This window comes from Acidobacteriota bacterium, from assembly GCA_035529075.1.
In the GTDB taxonomy this organism is placed as follows: Bacteria; Zixibacteria; MSB-5A5; order GN15; family FEB-12; genus DATKXK01.
Map to the genome: position 1 here is coordinate 12,760 of DATKXK010000006.1, position 20,099 is coordinate 32,858.

The window sequence follows — 20,099 nt, forward strand, 5'->3', positions numbered from 1 at the left end:
CTACCACTTCCACCTTACTGCATAGATGCTATTCAGACGGGGGTTCGTGAGATGGAATTTAACAAGTTGGCCGTCAAATACTTGGATAAGCGCGTCGTGCTTCACGATGTATTCCTGCGCAGAACCTTGGCTCGATACAGTCAGCCATACGTTCTTACATGGCCTGTCATGTGGATACTTGATTGACAGTTCATAGTCATCGGCTGGATAGAGGAAGCTGACTGTGAAGAACTCCTCGCACAAGGGAAAGCTCCGGGAAAAATTGGCGCTCCACTCAAGAGAAACAACCTCGCCTTTCTTCTTAGGCCCGTCGTTGAACATGAAATGTGCGTCTACTGTCCCATCAGGATTTGTGTGTTTCGTGACTTTGTGGTTGCAACTTAGAAAATCAATTAGCTCTGGTCGTGGCCCTTCTGCAGGGTTCGGCATGGCTCTGAGATGCCTGGACGAAAAGCCGGCCGTCCCGTCTACCAATATCTTGAGCTCTTGTTTCTTTGTGTAATGACCGTCTCCATCGGTGGTGAGCGTCAACGTTGCGACGGTTCTCTTAATGGTGTAAGGAGACTGAAACGGCACAACCAGCGAAACATAGTATCGGAGAGTGTCTAGATAGTAGAGTATGAGTAGGCAAATACAGCAGCCGCCCGTGAGAGCGATTGCAAATACGTCGGCGGTTGCCAGGCCGTCCGCCGATGCAGCACTGGCCAGCAAACCAATACCGATCACGAACCCCAAGACTACTAAGGCTCTAAGAAGGTGAAAAAGCGCGGAGTGCCTACGTGGAATTGTGACGAATTCAGGTATTCTCTTGGCCATGATAGCCAATCATGAACCCTCAGCCGTCGTCGCCGCCGCCTGTCACGATATTAACCCCTGATTGTGAAGATTGTAATGTCCTGCTGCACAGTAGTTCGGAACCGGCTGCCGTTACTTTACTTGCAGCAAGTATATTGTTCATTTTTTCAACAGTCAAGCTTTTGTTTTTAAACCCCACCAAAAGACTCCTTTTTGGCTGGCCATCAACGACTGGTCCGTTGGGTACTGTTATCTCCCGGCAGGCCCTGGAAAGTGCCGTTCAGATCCGGTAGAAAGCCGTCGCAAATCCAGTCAGATTAGTGGTGGCAGGTACCGTGTTGACACTACAGTATAATCCAATCTCACGTTTTGTCAAGTAGCAGATTTCACGGCCAAACCTTGCATATCGTGACGTACTAGCTCCCGTTACTGCCGAGCCGGGTGTTATCGGCGTCGCACTACCCAGAGTTGGCTTTGTCGTCTTGAGGCGGGAGAATGTGTAACCGGCGGATTTCAAAGATTCGGAGGTAGTTTGGCTGAATCTTGCCATACCCGGATATCGCTCGCGGCACTTCGGGGAGTTGGTACGATCTTTCGGCACAACGGAAGAAGTACCGTTAGTCCATATCAGGTCACTTTACGCTTGACCGACATTCGCTCGGTCAGCTCTAGCCATGAGTTGCTCTGTGTCCATCCTGTGACCACGGCAGACAAAAAGAGACACAACCAGACACAACCAGACACAACCAGACAAAAAGAAACAAAAAAAACCTAAATCTATCCTGTTAAGCCGGTTACGGCGTATTTTGCCACACCCCAACAGGTTACAGGAATACCCCTTGGAGAATCCCCGCCTCTCCGCCAGATTATTTTGGGGCGGGGTGTTTCCCGACGGCGTTTTTCATTCGCAATGCGCAGAGGGCTTTCAGGCCGCCAGCGGCCCGAAGAGATGCAGCATCAGTCCGCCATTCAGGTCGAGGCTCAAGGTCGTGCAGAGAAAAGAACCCTTCTTCTGGTCCGGCACGAACTTTTGTCATATTTTGTCTGTAGACCAAGACTCAACATCAGGAGGGATCCGTTTTGGAACTACCGGAATATGTGTCGATGGCTGAAGTGGCCCGGGTCTGCGCGGAACTGGGTATTCGCGACTGGACGCAACTGAGTGAACTCAGAGTCCGCGAGGACGAAGCCGAGTTGATTCTGGCGGCGCTGGATGTGGCCGACAGGGATTTCGGCCTGGATGATTTTCGCCAGGGGCTTGAGGTGGAACTCGAGCACGGTACCATGTTTGAAGACGCCAATGTGACCAACAATCATCCGATCCTGACCGCCAAGATAGTGCTTGCCCACTTCAAGGAGTCGCCGGACTACTACAAGCGGCTGGACGTGGCCGAGATCGAAGGGGATTTGCTCAAGGCACTCGTCTCCGGTGACGCCGGCAAAACCGCATCATTGTACAAGAAGCTGGTAGCGGCGAGAGCCATAGTGAGTGGAACTGAGTCGGCGCAGTTGAAATAGCGGCTTGTCCGGAGCCGGCTTACGGTGATGGCGGTTCTCCGACGGGCTGTCGTGGGACGCACTCGGGATATGGCGGGGCGGATCAGTCGTGTCTGCGGCGGTGCTTTGTCCTTTCGGCGCGCAAGTGACCCACGACGGCGGCAAGGGTGAACACCAGCGACGAATAGTATATCCAGATGGCGGCGACTACGAGGAAGGTGTAGGCCCCATAGACGTGCACGATCGTGGCGCCATGGCTGACGTAGTACCCGAACACTTCCTTGGCCCCGTGCCAGAGAATCGAGGCTACGAGAGCACTTGTCACCGCCGACCGCCAGTTCGGTTTTCTCAGCGGCACCAGCCAGTAGATGACAAGGAAGCTGGTGAATACTATCAGTAGTGAGACGACGTTGGTGAGGAACCCGTAGGCGTGCTGCCCGCCGATGCGGCTCAGCCACGCAAATTGTCCGGCCGCTTCCAGCGCTGCGTCCCAGGCAGGCAGAACGACCACCGACAGAACGAAAAAGGCCATGACCACCACGACCAGCCCGAAATCCCACAGCTTTCCCGCCACCACTGATCCGGCTTCTCGAACGTGGAAGACCGCATTAAGAATGGTTCGCATACTGCTGAAGAGACCACTGGAAGCGAGAAACAATCCCACCAGCCCCAGGAACCCGGCCACCTGCCTGCCGGATGAGAATTGCAGGATGCGACTGGCGACCAGTCGCTTGACGTCGGCGGCGTAGTCTTCGTAGGGGATTACGCGGTCGATGAATGAATCAACGGACCCAACCGCGTCGGGTTGGGCGAGGATTGAACCGAGCACGGCGAAGACTACAAGCACCAGGGGGATGACACAGGTGAACAGCGAGAAGGCCAGCCCGCCGGACATTAGAAAGACATGATGCCGATCAACCTGCTGGTAGATGCCCCGCGCATAGTAGGCAATGCTATCCCAGGTTCGATTCCATAGTCTGGCCGGTAAGGTGCGCATGCGTTTCGGCTGTTTCCGCCCGCCATTACAGGGCGGCGTCAAACGATTTCTTGATGACCTTCATCCACCCGACAGGTGGCTTGTTTCACTTCGTGCACGTCCTGATCGACTTTCGCCGCGAGATCCGCCGGTCGCACGGCTTGTATAACATCTGACGCGTGCCTGCGATTGTCAACCCCGCTGCCTTTTTTACGGTACGCGGTTCGAGGGCGGATCACTCCGCTCGACCGCAATGCTGTGAGCGCCGGCGCCATGGTCAGAACGCCTGGCCCATACCGAGAAAGATCTTACCTCGCGGCTCGCCGTGACGACGGTCGAGGTTGACGCCGTAATCAAGCCGGATTATGCCGACCGGAGAATTCACGCGCAGCCCGGCGCCCAGGTCCGCGCGGAAGTCAACGAGCCTGAACAGATCGATGTCGGACCAGACACCACCGAGATCCAGAAAAGCGGCACTGCCGAACAGCTTGTACAGGGTACGTCGCACCTCGATTACGTTCCAGACGATCTTGAACCTGCCTCCAAGCGGCTTTCCGAAGATGTCGGCCGGGCCGACGCGCTGGTAGCCGAAACCGCGCAGGGAGGTCGGGCCGCCGGCGTAGAATCGCTCATTGACCGGAATCTGCTCGGCCGGGCCGAACGGTTCCATCCATCCGATCTCCAGGGCGCTGCCGATCACGGTTTCGCGCCCCAGCGGCCGGAAGTGCTTGACGAGCAGGACGGTGCGCGCGAAAGTGTTTGACCCCTGAAGGAAGCTTCCGGCCACTTCATTTGTCCAGCTTGCGTACCAGCCGCGCTGGGGATCAAAAAGGTTATCGCGGCTGTCGTGTGACGTGGACAGCGTCAGGCTTCTGATTCGCGGGTGTAGCTCCTCGATCCCGCCGGCCACGCGGATTTCGGACAGGTTCGTGTTCTCGAACTTGTAGGCGATTGACGCCATCGTATGAGGGGTCAGTCTGCGGCCGACGGTCAGGCGGGTTCCGAACGTCTCCGCGTGGTAGCCCGGTTCCTGGCGCCACTCACCATAGGCAGTGAGGTCCGTACGCCACCGAGTGCCGAACGTCCACGGCTCCGAGAAAGACCCGGTAACGCCCTGCTTGATGAAATTAGCTTCAACCGCCACTCCAGCCTGGCGCGCCGTGCCGGCCAGGTTAATCGTGTTGAGCTCGACGCGGCCGCGGATCTTCTCGATCGAGCCGTAGCCAACCATCACTCCCAGTTCGCTGGAGGCTTTCTCCTTGATCTCGATCAGGATATCCTTCTTGGTTGAATCGCTCGCTGCGGACGCGACGGGCCGGACGAACACGCTCTCGAAGAGGCCGGTAAGGTAGAGCCGGCGTTGAGACTCCAGGAGTCGCGAATACCTGATGATCTCGCCGGGGCCAAACAGGAGTTCGCGCTCGACGACGCGTCGCCGGGTTTTGGCGGTCCCCGTGACAACGATGCCGCCGACCCGCGTCCGGACGCGCTCCTGTATCACGAAGTCGACGACCGCAAGGTGTGCCTCCGCGTTTAGCTGGACGTTCGGCGTCACGGAGGCATCGAGATACCCGTGCTCGGCGTACAATGAGAGCAGCGAGACGACGGCATTCTCGATCACTCGACGGCGCAGCGGGTCACCGGGCGCCAGCCTGACGAGGGGGCGCAGCACGGAATCGGGAAAGAACTCGTTACCGAAGACGGTGACTCCCTCCACGCGGGTTAACGCGCCCTCGTCGAGCCGTATATAAACATCGACCGTCCTGTTCGCGGTGTCCGGATACACCGCCGTGTCGGCCACCCCGGCCTCCAGGTAGCCGTTCTGACGGTAAAAGATCATCAGGTTCTCCAGGTCGTCGGTAAAGACCTCGGGATGGAAGTACGATCGGGCCAGGAAGCGAGAGGGGCGAGTCAGCATCAGTCCCACGAGTCGTGTCCCGCTAAACGCGGTGTTCCCCTCAATGATCACATGGCGCACCTTCTGACGTTGCTTCTCCTGTGCCGCCGCGCACGCAACCGCAAGGACAGCCGCGATCAGGAGGATTACCTGTATGCGGGCCGGCCGTCTCATCGGAATTTGAATCCGTATTTCAAGTCGATTCCGGACCGTCCCGCACGATCCGTCTCGCCCTGGAGTGACAGACGCGGCGTCAATCGGTAACCGAGGCGGACGTTCTGGTCGTTGAGGTGTCCGACGGTAGTCGAGTACGTCAGCTCGACTCTCTCGCCCAGGCGGCGAGAGGCCACGAGGTGCGGTCCCCAGGATTTGTCAAACCTGAACAGGTTGCCTTCCACGGTGAACTCATCGAAGCCGAACATCGAACCGACCTTGCTCGAGACGTAGGCCGAGGCTCGCTGGCTGGTCAGCATCGACACCCGGTCGACCAGCACGTTCCTGACGCCGCCCTCGCTGCCGTTTTCACCTTTGCCGGCCAGTTGCGTCCGCGTTGCTCCCAGCGTGAGCAGAGCGACGATATCGGGTTTGTCCAGGGGTGGCTCCGAATACAGGCTGACCTGCAACTGGTCCAGCAGGCCCTCGGCTCGAATGTACACGTCGTACTTGGTGGCGGCCATCCGCTGGTACGTCGAGACCTGGGCGCCGGCATCCAGAAGAATATCCGGATTGAACCTGTTGGGATCGCTGAAGAAGACCCTGCCCTGGTTGAACCGAAAGCGCCGATCAAGGTACAGAAGATAGCCTTCCTCGACGTTGATCATACCACTCAGGTTAGGTCGGGCGACGGTGCCGATTACGCCGAGTTCGGCATGCATCCTCATGCGGGCGAGGTTGTTATCCACCCAGAGGTCGTCACTCTCACGTATCCTGACGTCGAGCCGCGTTCGCGCCACAATCTCCGGCAATTCCCATTCAACGGTCTCAACGGAGCGGGCCCACGGTAATATCGTCTGGGGGCGAAACCGGGCCGTAAGGCGCGCTTCGCCCAACTGTATGTCCCCATCGAGCACGTAGTAATCGTCGACCTGTGCATAGTTCAGCCGGGCATCGTCAACGTTGAGCAGGAACAGCTCGGGAGCCCGAAAGGAGACACCGGCGGCATGAAGATTCACGTTTATGTCGGTTATCTCACCGAGGTCGTGCGTCACGCTACCGGCCAGTTGCACGGTGCCCTCGTTCAGGACGGCTACGGCGGAATCGATATTGATTCGCCGTTTGTCAAAAGCAGCCGCGAGGTAGCCGTGCGTGAGGGCGGAATAGTATTTAGATGAGAAGAGCTGGACGTCGGACAGCGCCAGCGATCCCTGGATTTCGGGGTCGGACGGCTCGCCCCGGACGTGCACGTCGGTGGTGAGCGTGCCACCAAGCGAGTCGAGGTCCCTGGCGAAGGGTTGGAGCATTGAAAGATCGAGATCCTCGGCCTGAATCCGCAGGTCCACCAGGTCGTCCGACAACTCGCCGGTCGCAGAGAAAGTGCCGACGTCCGGCAGCACCACGTTCAGGTCGGCAGAGAATTTCTCCCACTCGCTCGTGGATACGGTGCCGTGCATGGTTAGGGGCAGGGTGGCCACGAGGGCGCCGGCGCTGTCAATGCGCAGCAGGGTATCGATCAGTGAAACGTCCGCATACCCCTGTTCTATTGCGGCGGCCTGATCCGGAAGCTGAAGTTGCGCGTTTCGTATTCGAAGCCACCCGTCAAAGTGCGGCGCCGACACAGTACCGTTCCAGGATAAGCGAGCCGAGGCCGTTCCCGACAGCGCACCGTCCGGTACCATGAACGGTCGTACAGCGGCGAGGTCGAGGTTGTCCATGTACAAGGCGCCGGAGACTTCGCTTTGCTCTGAAAACTCGGGCGAGCCGTCGGGATCGCGCGTCAGAAGCGCCGAGGCGTGGGCCGTTACGTTCTGACCGACGGCATACAGGGTCAGGCTGTCCAGTGTAAACAGATTGTTCTCGAAACCGGCCCTGGCCAGAAGCGAATCAATCAAGACGTCGGACAACTCAATAGACCTGGCGGTGACTGAGAACCGAGCGGCGGGATCGTTCAGAGTGCCGTTGACGGCAAGATCCAGATCGAACGTTCCGTCCCTGACGGTAGTATCTCCGGCCAGGACTCCAATCAATCCGAGCCAGATATCTCGACCCCGGGCTTCACACGAGAAGGTGGAGCCGGCCGTAAGAGCTATTGTAGACGAAAACTCGCCACGGGGAAGTCTCGTGAGTATCGTGTCAGCGGCGGCGCTGTCCTCATCGTACAGAGAGGACTCCAGCGTCCAGAGATTCGCCTCCAGATGGCCCCGTGCCGTCGATGTATCGTAAGCTGCGTGGGCGCTGAACTCCAGACCGCCGCGGAAGAGGTCGAATCGGACGAGCTCGATTCGGGCACCTGCCAGGGCTGCCTGCAAGGCGGCGGAGTCGGCGGCGTAACTTCCGTACCTCGGTGCCGTCAGTTCCGCCGAGAGTTCCCCCGAGAGGCTGTCGAGCGATCCGGCCAGTTGGGCGCGGTAACGAAGGCCGCCGCCCAGAGAATCCGTGGCAAACATGGTGCGGGTTGTGTCCGACGCGTCCAGTTCGCCGTGCAGCACGAGGTGATCGATAACAAGGGCACGGTCATGGTATTGCAGGTGTCCATACAGAGTGTCGGCGGGAAAATCTCTGTAGCGCAGACCGGACCCGGCCAGTGAGGCGTCGACAACCGGGTTCTGCGTGGAGCCCCTTATCCGGCCCGTTGCCTCCAGGCGACCCGCCAGTTCGGGCTGGTCGAAGAATCTGGTCAGTTTTTGGATGTCAGGAATACCTACTCGGAACTCCCCGTCCAGGGCGTCTTCATCAAACCGCACCGTGGCCGTGATTGTATCGTTGCTATGTCGTATGCGCAGGCCGGCGACTTCGTCGGCCAGAGACAGCGACATTGTCATATCGGGAATGGCTCGCTGCTGATAGCGCATGCTGGATGCCGAAATATCGGCTCCGGCCTTCCAACCAGCCACTTTGCCGCCGCCGCCGGCGACCGAGAGCTCCCCGGCAATGACCCCCGTACACGGGGACGGTTCGTCGTAGACGGTCTGCCAGACGTCGGCAACCTGCAAGTTCTCGACGTTCAGCGTGGCATTCGTTGCGAGGCCGCTGTCAAGGATGACGCGCCCGGTTCCGGTCACGATTCCGCCGAGGGCGGACAGTAAGAGGGAGTCGACGGCCAGCGTGTCTGACGCGTACCGGCAGTCGAGCGAGAGGGAATCCAGCAGAATTCCCCGGATGCGGGCATCGTGCACCGAAGTCCGAGCCGTGACCACTGGTGAGCTAATGCTTCCGGCAACGTCGACCTCTACCGACAACTCGCGTGCGTCAGTATCGGGCAGTTCGAAGCTTCGGCCGGCGATTTCTGCAAGCCCTTGCGGGTTGCCGTGCAGGGACATCGTGAAAGCCAGTTCCGACCAGTCCGGTCCGAAGACGGACCCGCTTGCAAGGCATTCGAGCCCGGCAATCTGCGCGTCGGCCCGGGTGATCGTGATGGAGTCGCCCCTTATGTGTCCGGCGATCTTCAGGCCGGTTACGCAGATCGGCAGATCGTCATATTCGGCACAGATGCTGTCTATGTCCACCCGTCCAAAGTATGCCTGCGGCTCTCCGGCCTGAATGCCGGCAGCGGCACCATGCAGATGCAAATTTAGCATCATGCGTGCATCGGCATAGCCGGCGTTTACGCGGGTCAGGGACACGGTATCGATACGAATGGCGGCCGAGTCCTCGCCCGAAGGAGCCGCCGGGCGATCGGGTGAATCGACAGCCGGGAGGCCGACCCTTCCGAGGCTGTCAAGCGTCAACCTTAGATCCACTCCGTCTATGGCCAGCGCCCTGAGACGAGTCTCTGAGCCGATCAGGTCGAAGAGTGAAAAGCCGATTCGAACATGGTCCACTAACAAGAGTGTGTCGGCACCACTTGTCGAATCGGTCAGCAGGGCCAGTCGGAACAGTTGAGCCCGGGACCACAGGTTGGTTTCGAACTGACCTATCGACACCGGCGCCCCCGTCCGGGAGGTGATCTGTCGTTCCAGCCACTGGCCGGCCAGCCGCTCTCCGGGAGGACTGGTGAGCAGGATCACGGCGCCGGCGAGCCCGAGGATGATCACGGCAAGTGCGATCGCCGTGTATTTCAATGGCCGTGCAAGCATCGTGAGTTCACGCAACTTTCAGCAATTCGCTCTCTTGCTGCGGATCGGTTGGATATTCCGAGCCGGGCCGCCTACAGCCACCGCTTGCGGCGGAAGAACCACAGCAGGCTTCCGGCAACCGCTATCGCAACGCCCCAGAACACGAAGTAGCCGAACCGAAAGCCGAGTTCCGGCATGTTGAAGGGGCTGGCCGCCGTATCGAAATTCATGCCGTACACACCGGCCAGAAAACCGAGGGGGATGAACATGGAGGCGAAAATCGTAAGCACTTTCATGATTTCGTTCATCCGGTTGCTGACGCTCGTATGGTAAAGATCATGCAGGCCGGATACCATATCCCGGTAGGTTTCCACGGTGTCGATGACCTGAATGGTGTGCTCATACAGGTCCCTCAGATACGGGCCGGTACTGTCCTTGATCAGTTCGGACTCGGTCCGCTCCAGCGCGCCTATGACCTCGCGAAGCGGCCACACGGCTTTACGCATGAAGATCAACTGTTTCTTCAGGTCGCGTATCGTCCCGAGGCTTTCCGGCTTGGGGTGCTCGGATATCTCGTCTTCGAGGGTTTCGATCCTTTCCCCGATGTCCTCCAGGACTATGAAGTAGTGGTCCACCACCGCGTCTATAAGGGCATAAGCCAGGTAATCCGCCGTCATAAGGCGCACGCGCGGGACCGTCCGTCTGATTCTCTGCCTCACGACGTCAAAAACGTCTTCTCCCGTTTCCTGAAACGATATTACCCAGTTGACGCCGAACAGGACGCTTACCTGCTCGGCTTTCAGGGCGGCGTCATCCTTCGAGTGGTACAGCATCTTCATGACAACGAAGATGTGACCGACGGCGTCCTCCATTTTAGGGCGGTGTCCCGTATTGACGATGTCCTCAAGGACGAGGGCGTGCAGGCCGAAATGCCGGCCGATCTTCTCGACCTGTTGCGGGTCGTGTATGCCGTCGACGTTGATCCACGTCACGGTCGGGCTGTCCTTGAAGGGGAAGCACTCTTCGGCGTCGGCCACGCGTTTTTCCTCAAGCTCCGTCGCCGTGTAATCGATGATGTCAAAGTGGACCTTCTCGGCGCGTTCTTTGCCCACGTACACGACGCTTCCGGGCATGAGACCGGTTTTCCTGGAAGCTCTACTCTTCAGTTTTACCATCTGCCTCTACACCCCATCTCTTGCGATTTCGTGCGGCGGTGCGCCGGCCCGCCAACCGGGCGCCGCTTGCCGGTAACCCTTTGAGTCGGCCTGATCTATGTCCAGCTTAGTCCTCTCGCACTACTATGCCGTGCAGGAGCCTCCCGAGGATGTCCGCTCCCGTGATGATGCGTTTTCTGTCCGCCCAGACCAGTATGATGTCCTTGTCAATGACTTGATCGTCGGGCGTCTGTGGTTCCACTCGTAACCGGTGCAGCACGTCACCGAGGGCGACGGCCTCGTCGGTGACGATGACGGGACGGTGGCAAAACCTGCCGGGGTCGCATCGGCCGGACTCGAACAGCGCCGTTCTGAGGAGTCCGTCGGCATCCAGCACCAGCCGGGGTTGCCCGTCCGTACTCGTTATGACCACCCATTTCCTGCCCGACCTCTGCACCCGTTGCAGGAACAGGTCCGTGGCCGAACGCGTGATCTCCGGGAACACCGGCAGGTCGGCCCGCCAGGGCAGGGCGACCACGCTTTCGGGATCGATTAGTTGACCTTCCTGGTAGACCGGCAGGTCGTCAAGGGCCAGGAAGTTGAGCGCGCCGAGTCCTTCCAGGCGGTCAATGTCGGCCTCGTCGGCCTCGATGTGTTTCTTTATGACCTCTCGGAGCTGATGTTCTCGAAAGTAGTGGATTCCCTCGCGACCCAGCCACCAGTCGAGCAGCGTGGCGGTGGGTCTTGCCACCGGGTAGAGCACGAACTGGTAGAAGCGAATGACCGGCGAGAGGAGCGCCGCCATGCGAAGGGCGTGCCGCGAGAAGTAGGCCTGGGGCACGATCTCTCCGATGAACGTGATCAGGAACGTGGAGAAAATGAACGCGTACACTCCGGCCAGCACGGAGTTGGAGAGCAGGGCCAGCAGGGTGTTGAAGGCGACGTTGCCCCACAGAATGGTGGTCAGAAGAAAGTGTGAGTCCCGACGCAGGTGCAGGGCCTTTTCGGCAACGTGGTTCCCGGCCGCGACCTCCACCTCCAGGCGGAGTCTGGTGACGCCGAAAAGAGCCAGGTTCAGGCCGGAAAACACGGCTGAGTGAAGGAGGCACCCGCAGATTGCCGCCCAGACAAAGGTGGTCACGTCACTTCTCCTCTTTCTCGCGCTCGACAATGTATGCAGACAATCTCTCGATCCGCGTCTTTGTCTGCTGCGACTTCGTTTCGAGGGCCTGTCTTTCAGCCTCGTCAGAGGCGGCGTCAAGGGCTGTCTTCAGGTTGTTCAGTTCCTCTCTGAGGTCCTGGAGTCGCTGCTGGAGCCTGCCCAGGGATTCAGCTTCCTCGGCCTTGTCGAAAACCACGGCCTCCGGCAGCTCCTTCGTCTCCGGCTCGGCGGGGGCGACGGGGGACGGTTTGGGGATGAAGCGTCGGTCGGGGGTCATCACGCGCTGGTTCATGAAGGTGGGCGACACGATCTCGATACCCGCCTCGTGCAGTCGGTCGAGCATCATTTCGCGCAACCGGGAGCGTGTCGACAGCAGGCTCTTGACCTCGGGCAGAAGCCCGGCGATTCGATAGGTGACGGAGAAGTCTCCCAGGTTCAGGATATGGACAAAGGGTTCCTGCAGGCCGGCCTCCTGTGCGGCCGCCATGAGCGAGCGATCGACGTCGGCGCGCGGAACGTCGTACCCCAGTGACACATCGGCCGTGATCAGGGTTCCCGATGAACGGATGACCTTGACCGGGTTCGTGACCAGGTACAGGTTGGGCATGGTCGTGAGGTCCCGATCCTCGGTCTGGATCTCCACGTGAAAAAGTCCTCTCTCGGAGACCCTTCCGAAATACTCTCCGACGCGCACGAAATCGCCCAGCCGGAAGTTCCTGACGGCGCGGAGCATCAAACCGGCCATGATGTTGCCGACAAAGGTCGTCGCCGAGAGAGCTATGGCGGCGCTCAGGAGCAGGCCCAGCAGGCTGAGCAGCTGCCCTACCGTTGATTCGCTCACCGGCAGCGTCAGGACTACCGCCAGCAAACCAACAAAGGATAGTATGAGAATGATAAGTTGAAGGCGGAACTGGTGCCCGGGGGAACCGGCAAACCGTTTCGTAAGGACATAGCGAACGGCCAGAATGACGGCCACTGCTAACACGATGGTCGCCCCGGTGGGGAGCAGGCCGGTCAGCTTGTCCAGGATTGTTTCAAGTTGGTCCATATCACAATCTCTCTCCGTTAACCGTGAGGCTCACGACCTCAGCCTGGCCCGGCCGGCTTGCGTACCATGCGCCTGGGTGATACCACTTGACAAGAACAGCCCACGGTGCGGTTTTCGGTGCACAGCACATCATCGTACCTCGGCTGGATGACCTGCCGGTCACAAACAACGTTGCCGCCGTCCCTGACCCCGAAGAGATTGCGTTGGGAAGCAATCGGCAACGGCACCCGGCACTATTCCACGAAATATAGCCTGCCGGGCCAGCAGTGAGAAAGGAGAAAATCAATGGATCTTCGGACTGAAGGTCCGACGGATCAGTGGGTCCTTCTGGCTCGCGGCAATCTCAAGCCGACCCACAGGAATTTCTTTCGCAACCTGACCGCATGGCTCGCAGGCATGCCGGGGCTTGTCCTCGCCTTGAACGTGCTGGGCTTGAAGGGCCTGGCGACGAGCCTGGTAGCGGGCGGGGGCATTACCGCCGTCGTGCCGGGTTTCGCGTTTCGGCAGATCGCCGAGAACTTCCTGGCCGGGTTTTTTCCGGCTTTCAGCCGGCCGTTTGAGATCGGGGACCTGATAGAATCCGGAGACCTGCAAGGCACTGTAACGAGCACCGAGATGCGGTCGATGCACGTTCGCGCGGTGAACGGCCGGGATGTTTTCATTCCCAGTTCCCAGATCTTTAACATCCCGCTGATCAACTACACAAGTTAACACAGGTCGGGTTCGGAACCTGCTGAAAGGGGGTGAGAAACCGACACCAGGAGCGTTTGGCCGGTGGCGCAGGGAAAATGGCCGGCAGGCCAAAGCTCCCCGGCCTGAAATATCGTTGACTTTATTGCCGTGGGTAGTATACTTATTTATAGAGTATAGCCCGTCATCAATCTGCTATCGCCCCGTGTGCTGACACCGGAATTGATGAGTTCGCGCGAGGGGCCACAAGATTCTTCTAGCACGCGCAAGTGCTTCTCGAAAAGCGAAGCCAAATATCTGAGCCGGATTGCAGATTGAAAACATACCACGGGAGGCAGAGATGAAACACGTTCTCAAATCAGGCTGTATCCTGGCACTGTGGCTGGTTGCCGGGGTGGTGCTGGTCATAACTGATGCCCTGGCTGATGAACCACTATTCGCCGCAAGGATCGACTACGCGGTAGGACTTAATCCCGGGTCTGTTTTTTCGATTGATTTGGACGGGGATGGTGACAATGACCTCGCGGTAGCTAACTCGTACTCTGACAATGTCTCCATCCTGAAGAACAACGGTGACGGGACGTTTCAAACCGCGGTGGACTACGGCGCAGGAGATTATCCATACTCTGTTTTTTCCATTGATCTTGACGGGGATGGTGACAATGACCTGGCGGTAGCGAACGCTTGGTCTGACAATGTTTCCATTCTGAAGAATAACGGTGACGGGACGTTTCAAACCGCGGTGGACTACGGCGCAGGAGATTGTCCATGGTCTGTTTTTTCCATTGATCTTGACGGGGATGGTGACAATGATCTCGCGGTGGCTAACTTGTACTCTGGCGATGTTTCCATTCTGAAGAATAACGGTGACGGGACCTTTCAAACCGCGGTGGACTATGGCGCAGGAGATTATCCGACATCTGTCTTCGCAATTGATCTTGACGGGGATGGTGACAATGACCTCGCGGTAGCGAACGAGGGCTCTAACAATGTTTCCATTCTGAAGAATAACGGTAACGGGACCTTTCAAACCGCGGTGGACTATGGCGCAGGAGATGGTGCACGGTCTGTTTTTTCCATTGATCTTGACGGGGATGGTGATGATGATCTGGCGACAGCAAACTTGGAGTCTGACAATGTCTCCATTCTGAAGAATAACGGTGACGGGACCTTTCAAACCGCGGTCGACTATGGCGCAGGGAATGAACCTCACTCTGTCTTCTCGATTGATCTTGACGGGGATGGTGACAATGACCTGGCGACAGCTAACTGGGGCTCTGACAATGTCTCCATTCTCAAGAATAACGGTGATGGGACCTTTCAAAGCGCGGTCGCTTACGGCGCAGGATCTTGTCCGTTCTCTGTCTTCTCGATTGATCTTGACGGAAATGGTGACAATGACCTGGCGGTGGCGAACTTCTACTCTCACAATGTTTCCATTCTGAAGAACAACGGTGACGGGACGTTTCCAACCGCGGTCGCTTACGGCGCAAGAAATGGTCCATGGTCTGTCTTCTCGATTGATCTTGACGGGGATGGTGACAATGACCTGGCGGTGGCAAACCGCAACTCTGACAATGTCTCCATCCTGAAGAACAACGGTGACGGGACGTTTGAAACCGCAGTCGACTATGGCGCAGGGAATGAACCTCACTCTGTCTTCTCGATTGATCTTGACGGGGATGGTGACAATGACCTGGCGACAGCAAACTATGACTCCGACAATGTCTCCATTCTGAAGAACAACGGTGACGGGACCTTTCAAACCGCGGTCGCTTACGGCGCAGGAAATGGTCCATGGTCTGTTTTTTCCATTGATCTTGACGGTGATGGTGACAATGACCTGGCGGTAGCCAACTATGTCTCCGACAATGTTTCCATCCTGAAGAACAACGGTGACGGGACGTTTGAAGCCGCGGTCGCTTACGGTGCAGGAAATGGTCCCGTGTCTGTTTTTTCCATTGATCTTGACGGGGATGGTGGCAATGACCTGGCGACAGCAAACTATGACTCCGACAATGTCTCCATTCTTCTTAACCTGGGAATGTCCTGCTGTGTGGGGGTTACGGGTAACGTGGACGGTGACCCGGGTGAAATTGTGGATATCGGTGACCTGACATATCTCATCCGCTACCTTTTCATCCCGCCCAACGACCCGCCCGTTTGTATGCTGGAAGCGAATATCGACGGGGATCCGGGAGAAGTCGTGGACATAGGCGACCTGACGGCGCTGATCGACTACCTGTTTATCAGCAACACGCCCCCGGCGGACTGCCCGTAACGAGCATGTAGGCCACAGCCGGTGCGGAGGGCGCATGAATAGCCATAAGATGCTTTTGCTGAAGTAGGGCTAGTTATCCGAGATTATCGAAAGGGCAGGCCCGGTGGGTCTGCCCTTTACATATTTAATGCGCTACTTTCCGACGGGTTGCATCTTCGACGCCCGAGCGGCCTGCATTGTCCTGAAGCGCGGCAGAGCAGGGACGGCGTATGGATAACAGGTCGTCGTTGGTTTGCTATGCTTGCGATGATTTCCAGTTCAGGGCTAACAATACAAAACATACCCTTTAAGTCTTGTATGACAGATACTAAGGTAGATTTTTTTCAAAAATCATATTGACACTATCAACAGGCGACGCTATGGTTCACTAAGGTCAGTGCGCTAACACAACTTCACGTAACGATAGCAAACATCGCGCTGGACCGTAATCGAATCGCCATGAGTGGGAACCCCGAAGACGTGACAACAACGGCCAGGTTTATCCAGGGATACCGGCGATTGGTCGAAGAATTCCCCTCGTCCGAACTGGTTGACGGGTCACAATTGAGCCGTCAGGTCCAGTCCGGGGTCGACAAGACAGGCGATGGAATACCCATCTTGTCCGATATTGATGTCAATTTCAGACAGTCATCGATGAGCCGGTTCTCCCGGGAGTTGGGGGCACTTTTATTGTCGCACGAAAGTGAATGTTTTCACAAGGTCGGTTCCGTTTTTTCGCGCTCTGAGGTGCCGGCGGAGGCTCTGTCGTCCTTTGCGCAGGGGAGGCTGCGCGGGGACAGTTCATGCCTGGTCGAGTTGGGTGACGGGCACGATCTGGGTCCGGACACGCTGACGTTCTTCGGAACCTACCTGGTACGGCCCATCCGGGTGCTTGTGCGCGCGCAGTTTGAGCAAAGTTCATCGGCGGGCGACTGGTCACTGGGCTACTGTCCCGTCTGCGGGCTATGGCCGCCGATGGCGCGGTTGGAGCCGGAGGTGGGCCGACGGTTCCTGTGGTGTATCGGCTGCGACGGCCAGTGGCAGTTTCCGCGAATACGCTGTCCGTTCTGCCTGGAGAGGGACCAGGAGAAGCTTGGATATCTGACGGTTGACGGCTGGCCCGGATACCGTGTGTATACCTGTGACAGTTGCGGCCGTTACATCAAGTGTCGCGACGAGCGGCGTCCCCGTGACCTTATCAGTATGGATATGGACACGGACTACCTGTCCACGTTTTCTCTCGATACCGCGGCCGGCAACGAGGGTTATCGCAGCAATGAGACGGGCCGTGCTGCATTCGGCGCAGCCGAAAGGGCGGCTGCCACTACCTACCGGGAAAAAGCAATTCACGCATAGACGCTGGCAGTATTATCTAAGGAGGAGGGTTCATGAGCGTATCACGACGTCAGTTCCTGAAACGAAGCACGGCCGGTCTGGCCTCGGGCGTATCCCTGTTCGGGATGTCCGAGGGGATTGCGGCGCGGCCGCTCGTTTCGACCGAGCTGACACTCAAGACGAGCAAGTCAAAGGAGACGACTACCATCTGTCCTTACTGCGGCGTGGGTTGCGGCCAGATCGTTGCGGTCAGGGAAGGAAAGGTCGTCAACATCGAAGGTGATCCGGACCATCCCATAAACGAGGGTGCGGTTTGCAGCAAGGGAGGCGCGCTCTACCAGATTGCCAACAACGAGCGGCGCATGAGCAAGGTGCTGTACCGCGCTCCGGGCGCGGCCGACTGGGAAGAGAAGGACTGGGACTGGGCGGTCAAACAGATCGCGGCCCGGGTGAAGAAGACGCGCGACGCTACGTTCATCGCGAAGGAGAACGGTAAGGTTGTCAACCGCACTGACGGCCTGGCCTGCCTGGGCGGCGCGGCGCTGGACAACGAGGAATGCTACCTGCTGTCCAAGCTGGCGCGTGGCCTCGGCCTGACGTACCTGGAACACCAGGCACGTATATGACACTCTTCCACCGTCGCCAGTTTGGCGGCTTCGTTTGGAAGAGGTGCCATGACCAATCACTGGATCGACATGCAGCACGCCGACGTGGTCATGGTTATGGGGTCGAACTGTGCCGAGAATCACCCGATGGCCACCCGCTGGCTGCAGCGGGGCAAGGACCGCGGCGCGGTCGTTATTTCGGTTGACCCTCGATTTACGCGGACGTCGTCGTTCGCTGATCATTACGCCAAGGTGCGGTCCGGCACGGACATCGCGTTTGTCGGCGGAATGATCAACTATGCCCTGAAGAACGATCGCATACACCGGGAGTACGTGGTCGAGTACACCAATGCGTCGTTCATAATCAATCCGGATTACGCGTTCAACCCCGAGGGGATCTTCTCCGGCTACGATCCCAAGACGCGGTCGTACGACCGGAAAAGCTGGGCGTATGAACTTGACGCGGACGGCGTGCCGAAGCGGGACAACACCCTGGAGCATCCACGGTGCGTCTACCGGTTGCTCAAGGATCATTACTCCCGGTACACGAAGGAGAAGGTGTGCAGCATCACCGGGACGCCGCCCGATCAGTACGAGAACATCTGCGACGTGTTCACGTCCACGCACACGCCGGATCGGGTCGGCACCTGGCTGTACGCCATGGGGACGACCCAGCACACCCACGGGACGCAGAATATCCGCAGCTACGTGATTCTGCAACTCCTGCTCGGCAACATCGGCCGTGCGGGAGGCGGGATCAACGCCCTGCGCGGAGAATCGAACGTTCAGGGTTCCACTGACATGTGTCTCCTGTTCCACATTTTGCCGGGATACCTCAAGTCGCCGCACATCGACAACGTGAATTTGCAGGCGTACCTGGAGGCGTCGACGCCGAAGACCAACGATCCCCAGAGCGCCAACTGGTGGGCGAATTATCCCAAGTACATCGTCAGCCTGCTCAAGGCGTGGTACGGAGACAAGGCCACGGCGGCCAACGACTTCCGGTACGAGTATATACCCAAGCGGTCCGGTGACTACTCTCATATATCGCTGTTCGAACGGATGTACGACGGCAAGATCAAGGGTCTGTTCTGCTTCGGGCAGAACCCGGCTGTCGGCGGTCCGAACGCCGCTATGGAGCGAAAGGCGCTCGGCAATCTCGACTGGCTGGTGGCCGTGGACCTGTGGGAGACGGAGACGGCCAACTTCTGGCGCCGTCCGGGAATCGATCCCGCCACCATCAATACCGAGGTGTTCATGCTGCCGGCCGCGGCTTCGATGGAGAAAGAAGGCTCGATTACCAACAGCGGGCGCTGGATGCAGTGGCGGTACAAGGCGGTCGAGCCGCCCGGTGTCGCCAAATCGGACGCCTGGATCGTCGACCGTCTGGCCAAGGCGCTAAAGGCCGAATACGCGGCCGGCGGTGTTTTCCCCGATCCGGTGCGTGACCTGCGCTGGGACTACGGTTCGCACGAGGAGCCCGATATCCACATGATAGCCAGGGAGGTCAACGGGTACTTCACGAAGGACACGGTCTTCGCGGACACGAACAAGTCGTTCACGAAGGGCGACCAGGTGCCCAGTTTTGCCTGGCTGAAGGACGACGGTTCGACGGCGTCCGGCAACTGGCTCTACTGCGGGAGCTACACGAACGACGGCAACATGGCGGCCCGGCGGTCGTCGGAGGACGCGCCGAACAAGATAGGCCTGTATCCGAAGTGGGCATGGTGCTGGCCGGTCAACCGGCGCATTATCTATAACCGTGCGTCGGTCGATCCGCAGGGCAAGCCGTGGGATCCGAATCGCTGGGTTATCCGGTGGAACGAGGCAGATAAGAAATGGGAGGGCGACGTTCCCGACGGCGGGTGGCCGCCCGGGACAAAGCACCCGTTTATCATGCGTCCGGAGGGCATGGCGTGCGTGTTCAGCACGAGCCTGGCCGACGGTCCGTTGCCGGAGCACTATGAACCGCTGGAGAGTCCGGTGCGTAACCTGATGTCGCGGACGCAGAACAACCCGGCCATCAAGATCTGGGCTACGCCGGGCGTAGACAGCATCGGCACACCCGACAAATTCCCGATCGTGGCGACCACTTACCGGGTCAGCGAACACTGGCAGGCGGGCGCCATGACGCGAAACCTGCCGTGGCTGGTGGAACTCGTGCCGGACATGTTTGTCGAGATGAGTTCGGAGCTGGCCGGGCGCAAGGGAATTTCCAACGGTGACCGTGTCAGGGTCAGGTCGGCGCGCGGCGAGATCGGCGCCTATGCCCTGGTTACGGACCGCTTTGAGCCGTTTGTCATCGACGGGAAGAACGTCGATCAGGTCGGTCTCGCCTGGCATTTCGGGTACACGGGGCTGGCCACCGGAGATTCGGCCAACGTTCTGACACCCCACGTCGGCGACGCCAATACGATGATACCCGAATACAAGGCGTTCCTCTGTGACGTCGTGAAGGAGGTGGGATAA

13 protein-coding genes are annotated in these 20,099 nt (G+C 58.6%); 5 read left to right on the forward strand and 8 right to left on the reverse strand.

What is annotated here, in order from left to right:
* Together VMY05_01905 and VMY05_01910 are read right to left on the reverse strand one after the other, a co-directional pair.
* Positions 1-816, reverse strand: a complete 816-nt coding sequence (locus VMY05_01905; GenBank protein HUV29835.1) for a hypothetical protein — start codon at positions 814-816, stop codon at positions 1-3.
* A gap of 19 nt (positions 817-835) precedes the next feature.
* Positions 836-994 carry a hypothetical protein gene (locus VMY05_01910; protein ID HUV29836.1) on the reverse strand — a complete coding sequence of 53 codons (159 nt, stop codon included), beginning with the start codon at positions 992-994 and terminating at the stop codon, positions 836-838.
* Between the two features lie 881 nt (positions 995-1,875).
* On the opposite strand from VMY05_01910, the gene VMY05_01915 reads away from it, so the two are divergent.
* A complete protein-coding gene (locus VMY05_01915; GenBank protein HUV29837.1) occupies positions 1,876-2,313 on the forward strand; it encodes a DUF5661 family protein in 438 nt (145 codons plus the stop codon).
* An 82-nt stretch (positions 2,314-2,395) separates the two neighbouring features.
* Here the strand turns inward: VMY05_01915 and VMY05_01920 are convergent, their stop codons facing one another.
* From VMY05_01920 to VMY05_01945, 6 genes are all read right to left on the reverse strand, one after another.
* The gene (locus VMY05_01920; GenBank protein ID HUV29838.1) at positions 2,396-3,289 is read right to left on the reverse strand and encodes a YihY/virulence factor BrkB family protein; all 894 of its coding nucleotides are present in this window, start codon (positions 3,287-3,289) and stop codon (positions 2,396-2,398) included.
* A gap of 256 nt (positions 3,290-3,545) precedes the next feature.
* Positions 3,546-5,339, reverse strand: coding sequence for a BamA/TamA family outer membrane protein (locus VMY05_01925; protein ID HUV29839.1), 1,794 nt, complete (start codon positions 5,337-5,339; stop codon positions 3,546-3,548).
* A complete protein-coding gene (locus tag VMY05_01930) occupies positions 5,336-9,397 on the reverse strand; it encodes a translocation/assembly module TamB domain-containing protein (GenBank protein ID HUV29840.1) in 4,062 nt (1,353 codons plus the stop codon). The genes VMY05_01925 and VMY05_01930 overlap by 4 nt, the downstream gene beginning before the upstream one ends.
* Positions 9,398-9,468: 71 nt before the next feature.
* Entirely contained in the window at positions 9,469-10,509 is a 1,041-nt protein-coding gene (corA, locus tag VMY05_01935; GenBank protein HUV29841.1) for a magnesium/cobalt transporter CorA, read from the reverse strand.
* A gap of 148 nt (positions 10,510-10,657) precedes the next feature.
* On the reverse strand, positions 10,658-11,671 hold the full coding sequence (locus VMY05_01940; protein HUV29842.1) for a DUF21 domain-containing protein: 1,014 nt from the start codon (positions 11,669-11,671) through the stop codon (positions 10,658-10,660).
* 1 nt (position 11,672) lies between these two features.
* On the reverse strand, positions 11,673-12,740 hold the full coding sequence (locus VMY05_01945) for a mechanosensitive ion channel domain-containing protein (GenBank protein HUV29843.1): 1,068 nt from the start codon (positions 12,738-12,740) through the stop codon (positions 11,673-11,675).
* A gap of 285 nt (positions 12,741-13,025) precedes the next feature.
* Between VMY05_01945 and VMY05_01950 the strand changes: the two genes are divergently transcribed.
* The 4 genes from VMY05_01950 (at position 13,026) to fdnG (ending at position 20,099) form a co-directional block, all read left to right on the forward strand.
* The gene (locus VMY05_01950) at positions 13,026-13,451 is read left to right on the forward strand and encodes a mechanosensitive ion channel domain-containing protein (protein HUV29844.1); all 426 of its coding nucleotides are present in this window, start codon (positions 13,026-13,028) and stop codon (positions 13,449-13,451) included.
* A gap of 319 nt (positions 13,452-13,770) precedes the next feature.
* Positions 13,771-15,711, forward strand: a complete 1,941-nt coding sequence (locus VMY05_01955) for an FG-GAP-like repeat-containing protein (protein ID HUV29845.1) — start codon at positions 13,771-13,773, stop codon at positions 15,709-15,711.
* 438 nt (positions 15,712-16,149) lie between these two features.
* A complete protein-coding gene (locus tag VMY05_01960) occupies positions 16,150-17,046 on the forward strand; it encodes a formate dehydrogenase accessory protein FdhE (GenBank protein HUV29846.1) in 897 nt (298 codons plus the stop codon).
* Between the two features lie 32 nt (positions 17,047-17,078).
* On the forward strand, positions 17,079-20,099 hold the full coding sequence (fdnG, locus tag VMY05_01965; GenBank protein HUV29847.1) for a formate dehydrogenase-N subunit alpha: 3,021 nt from the start codon (positions 17,079-17,081) through the stop codon (positions 20,097-20,099).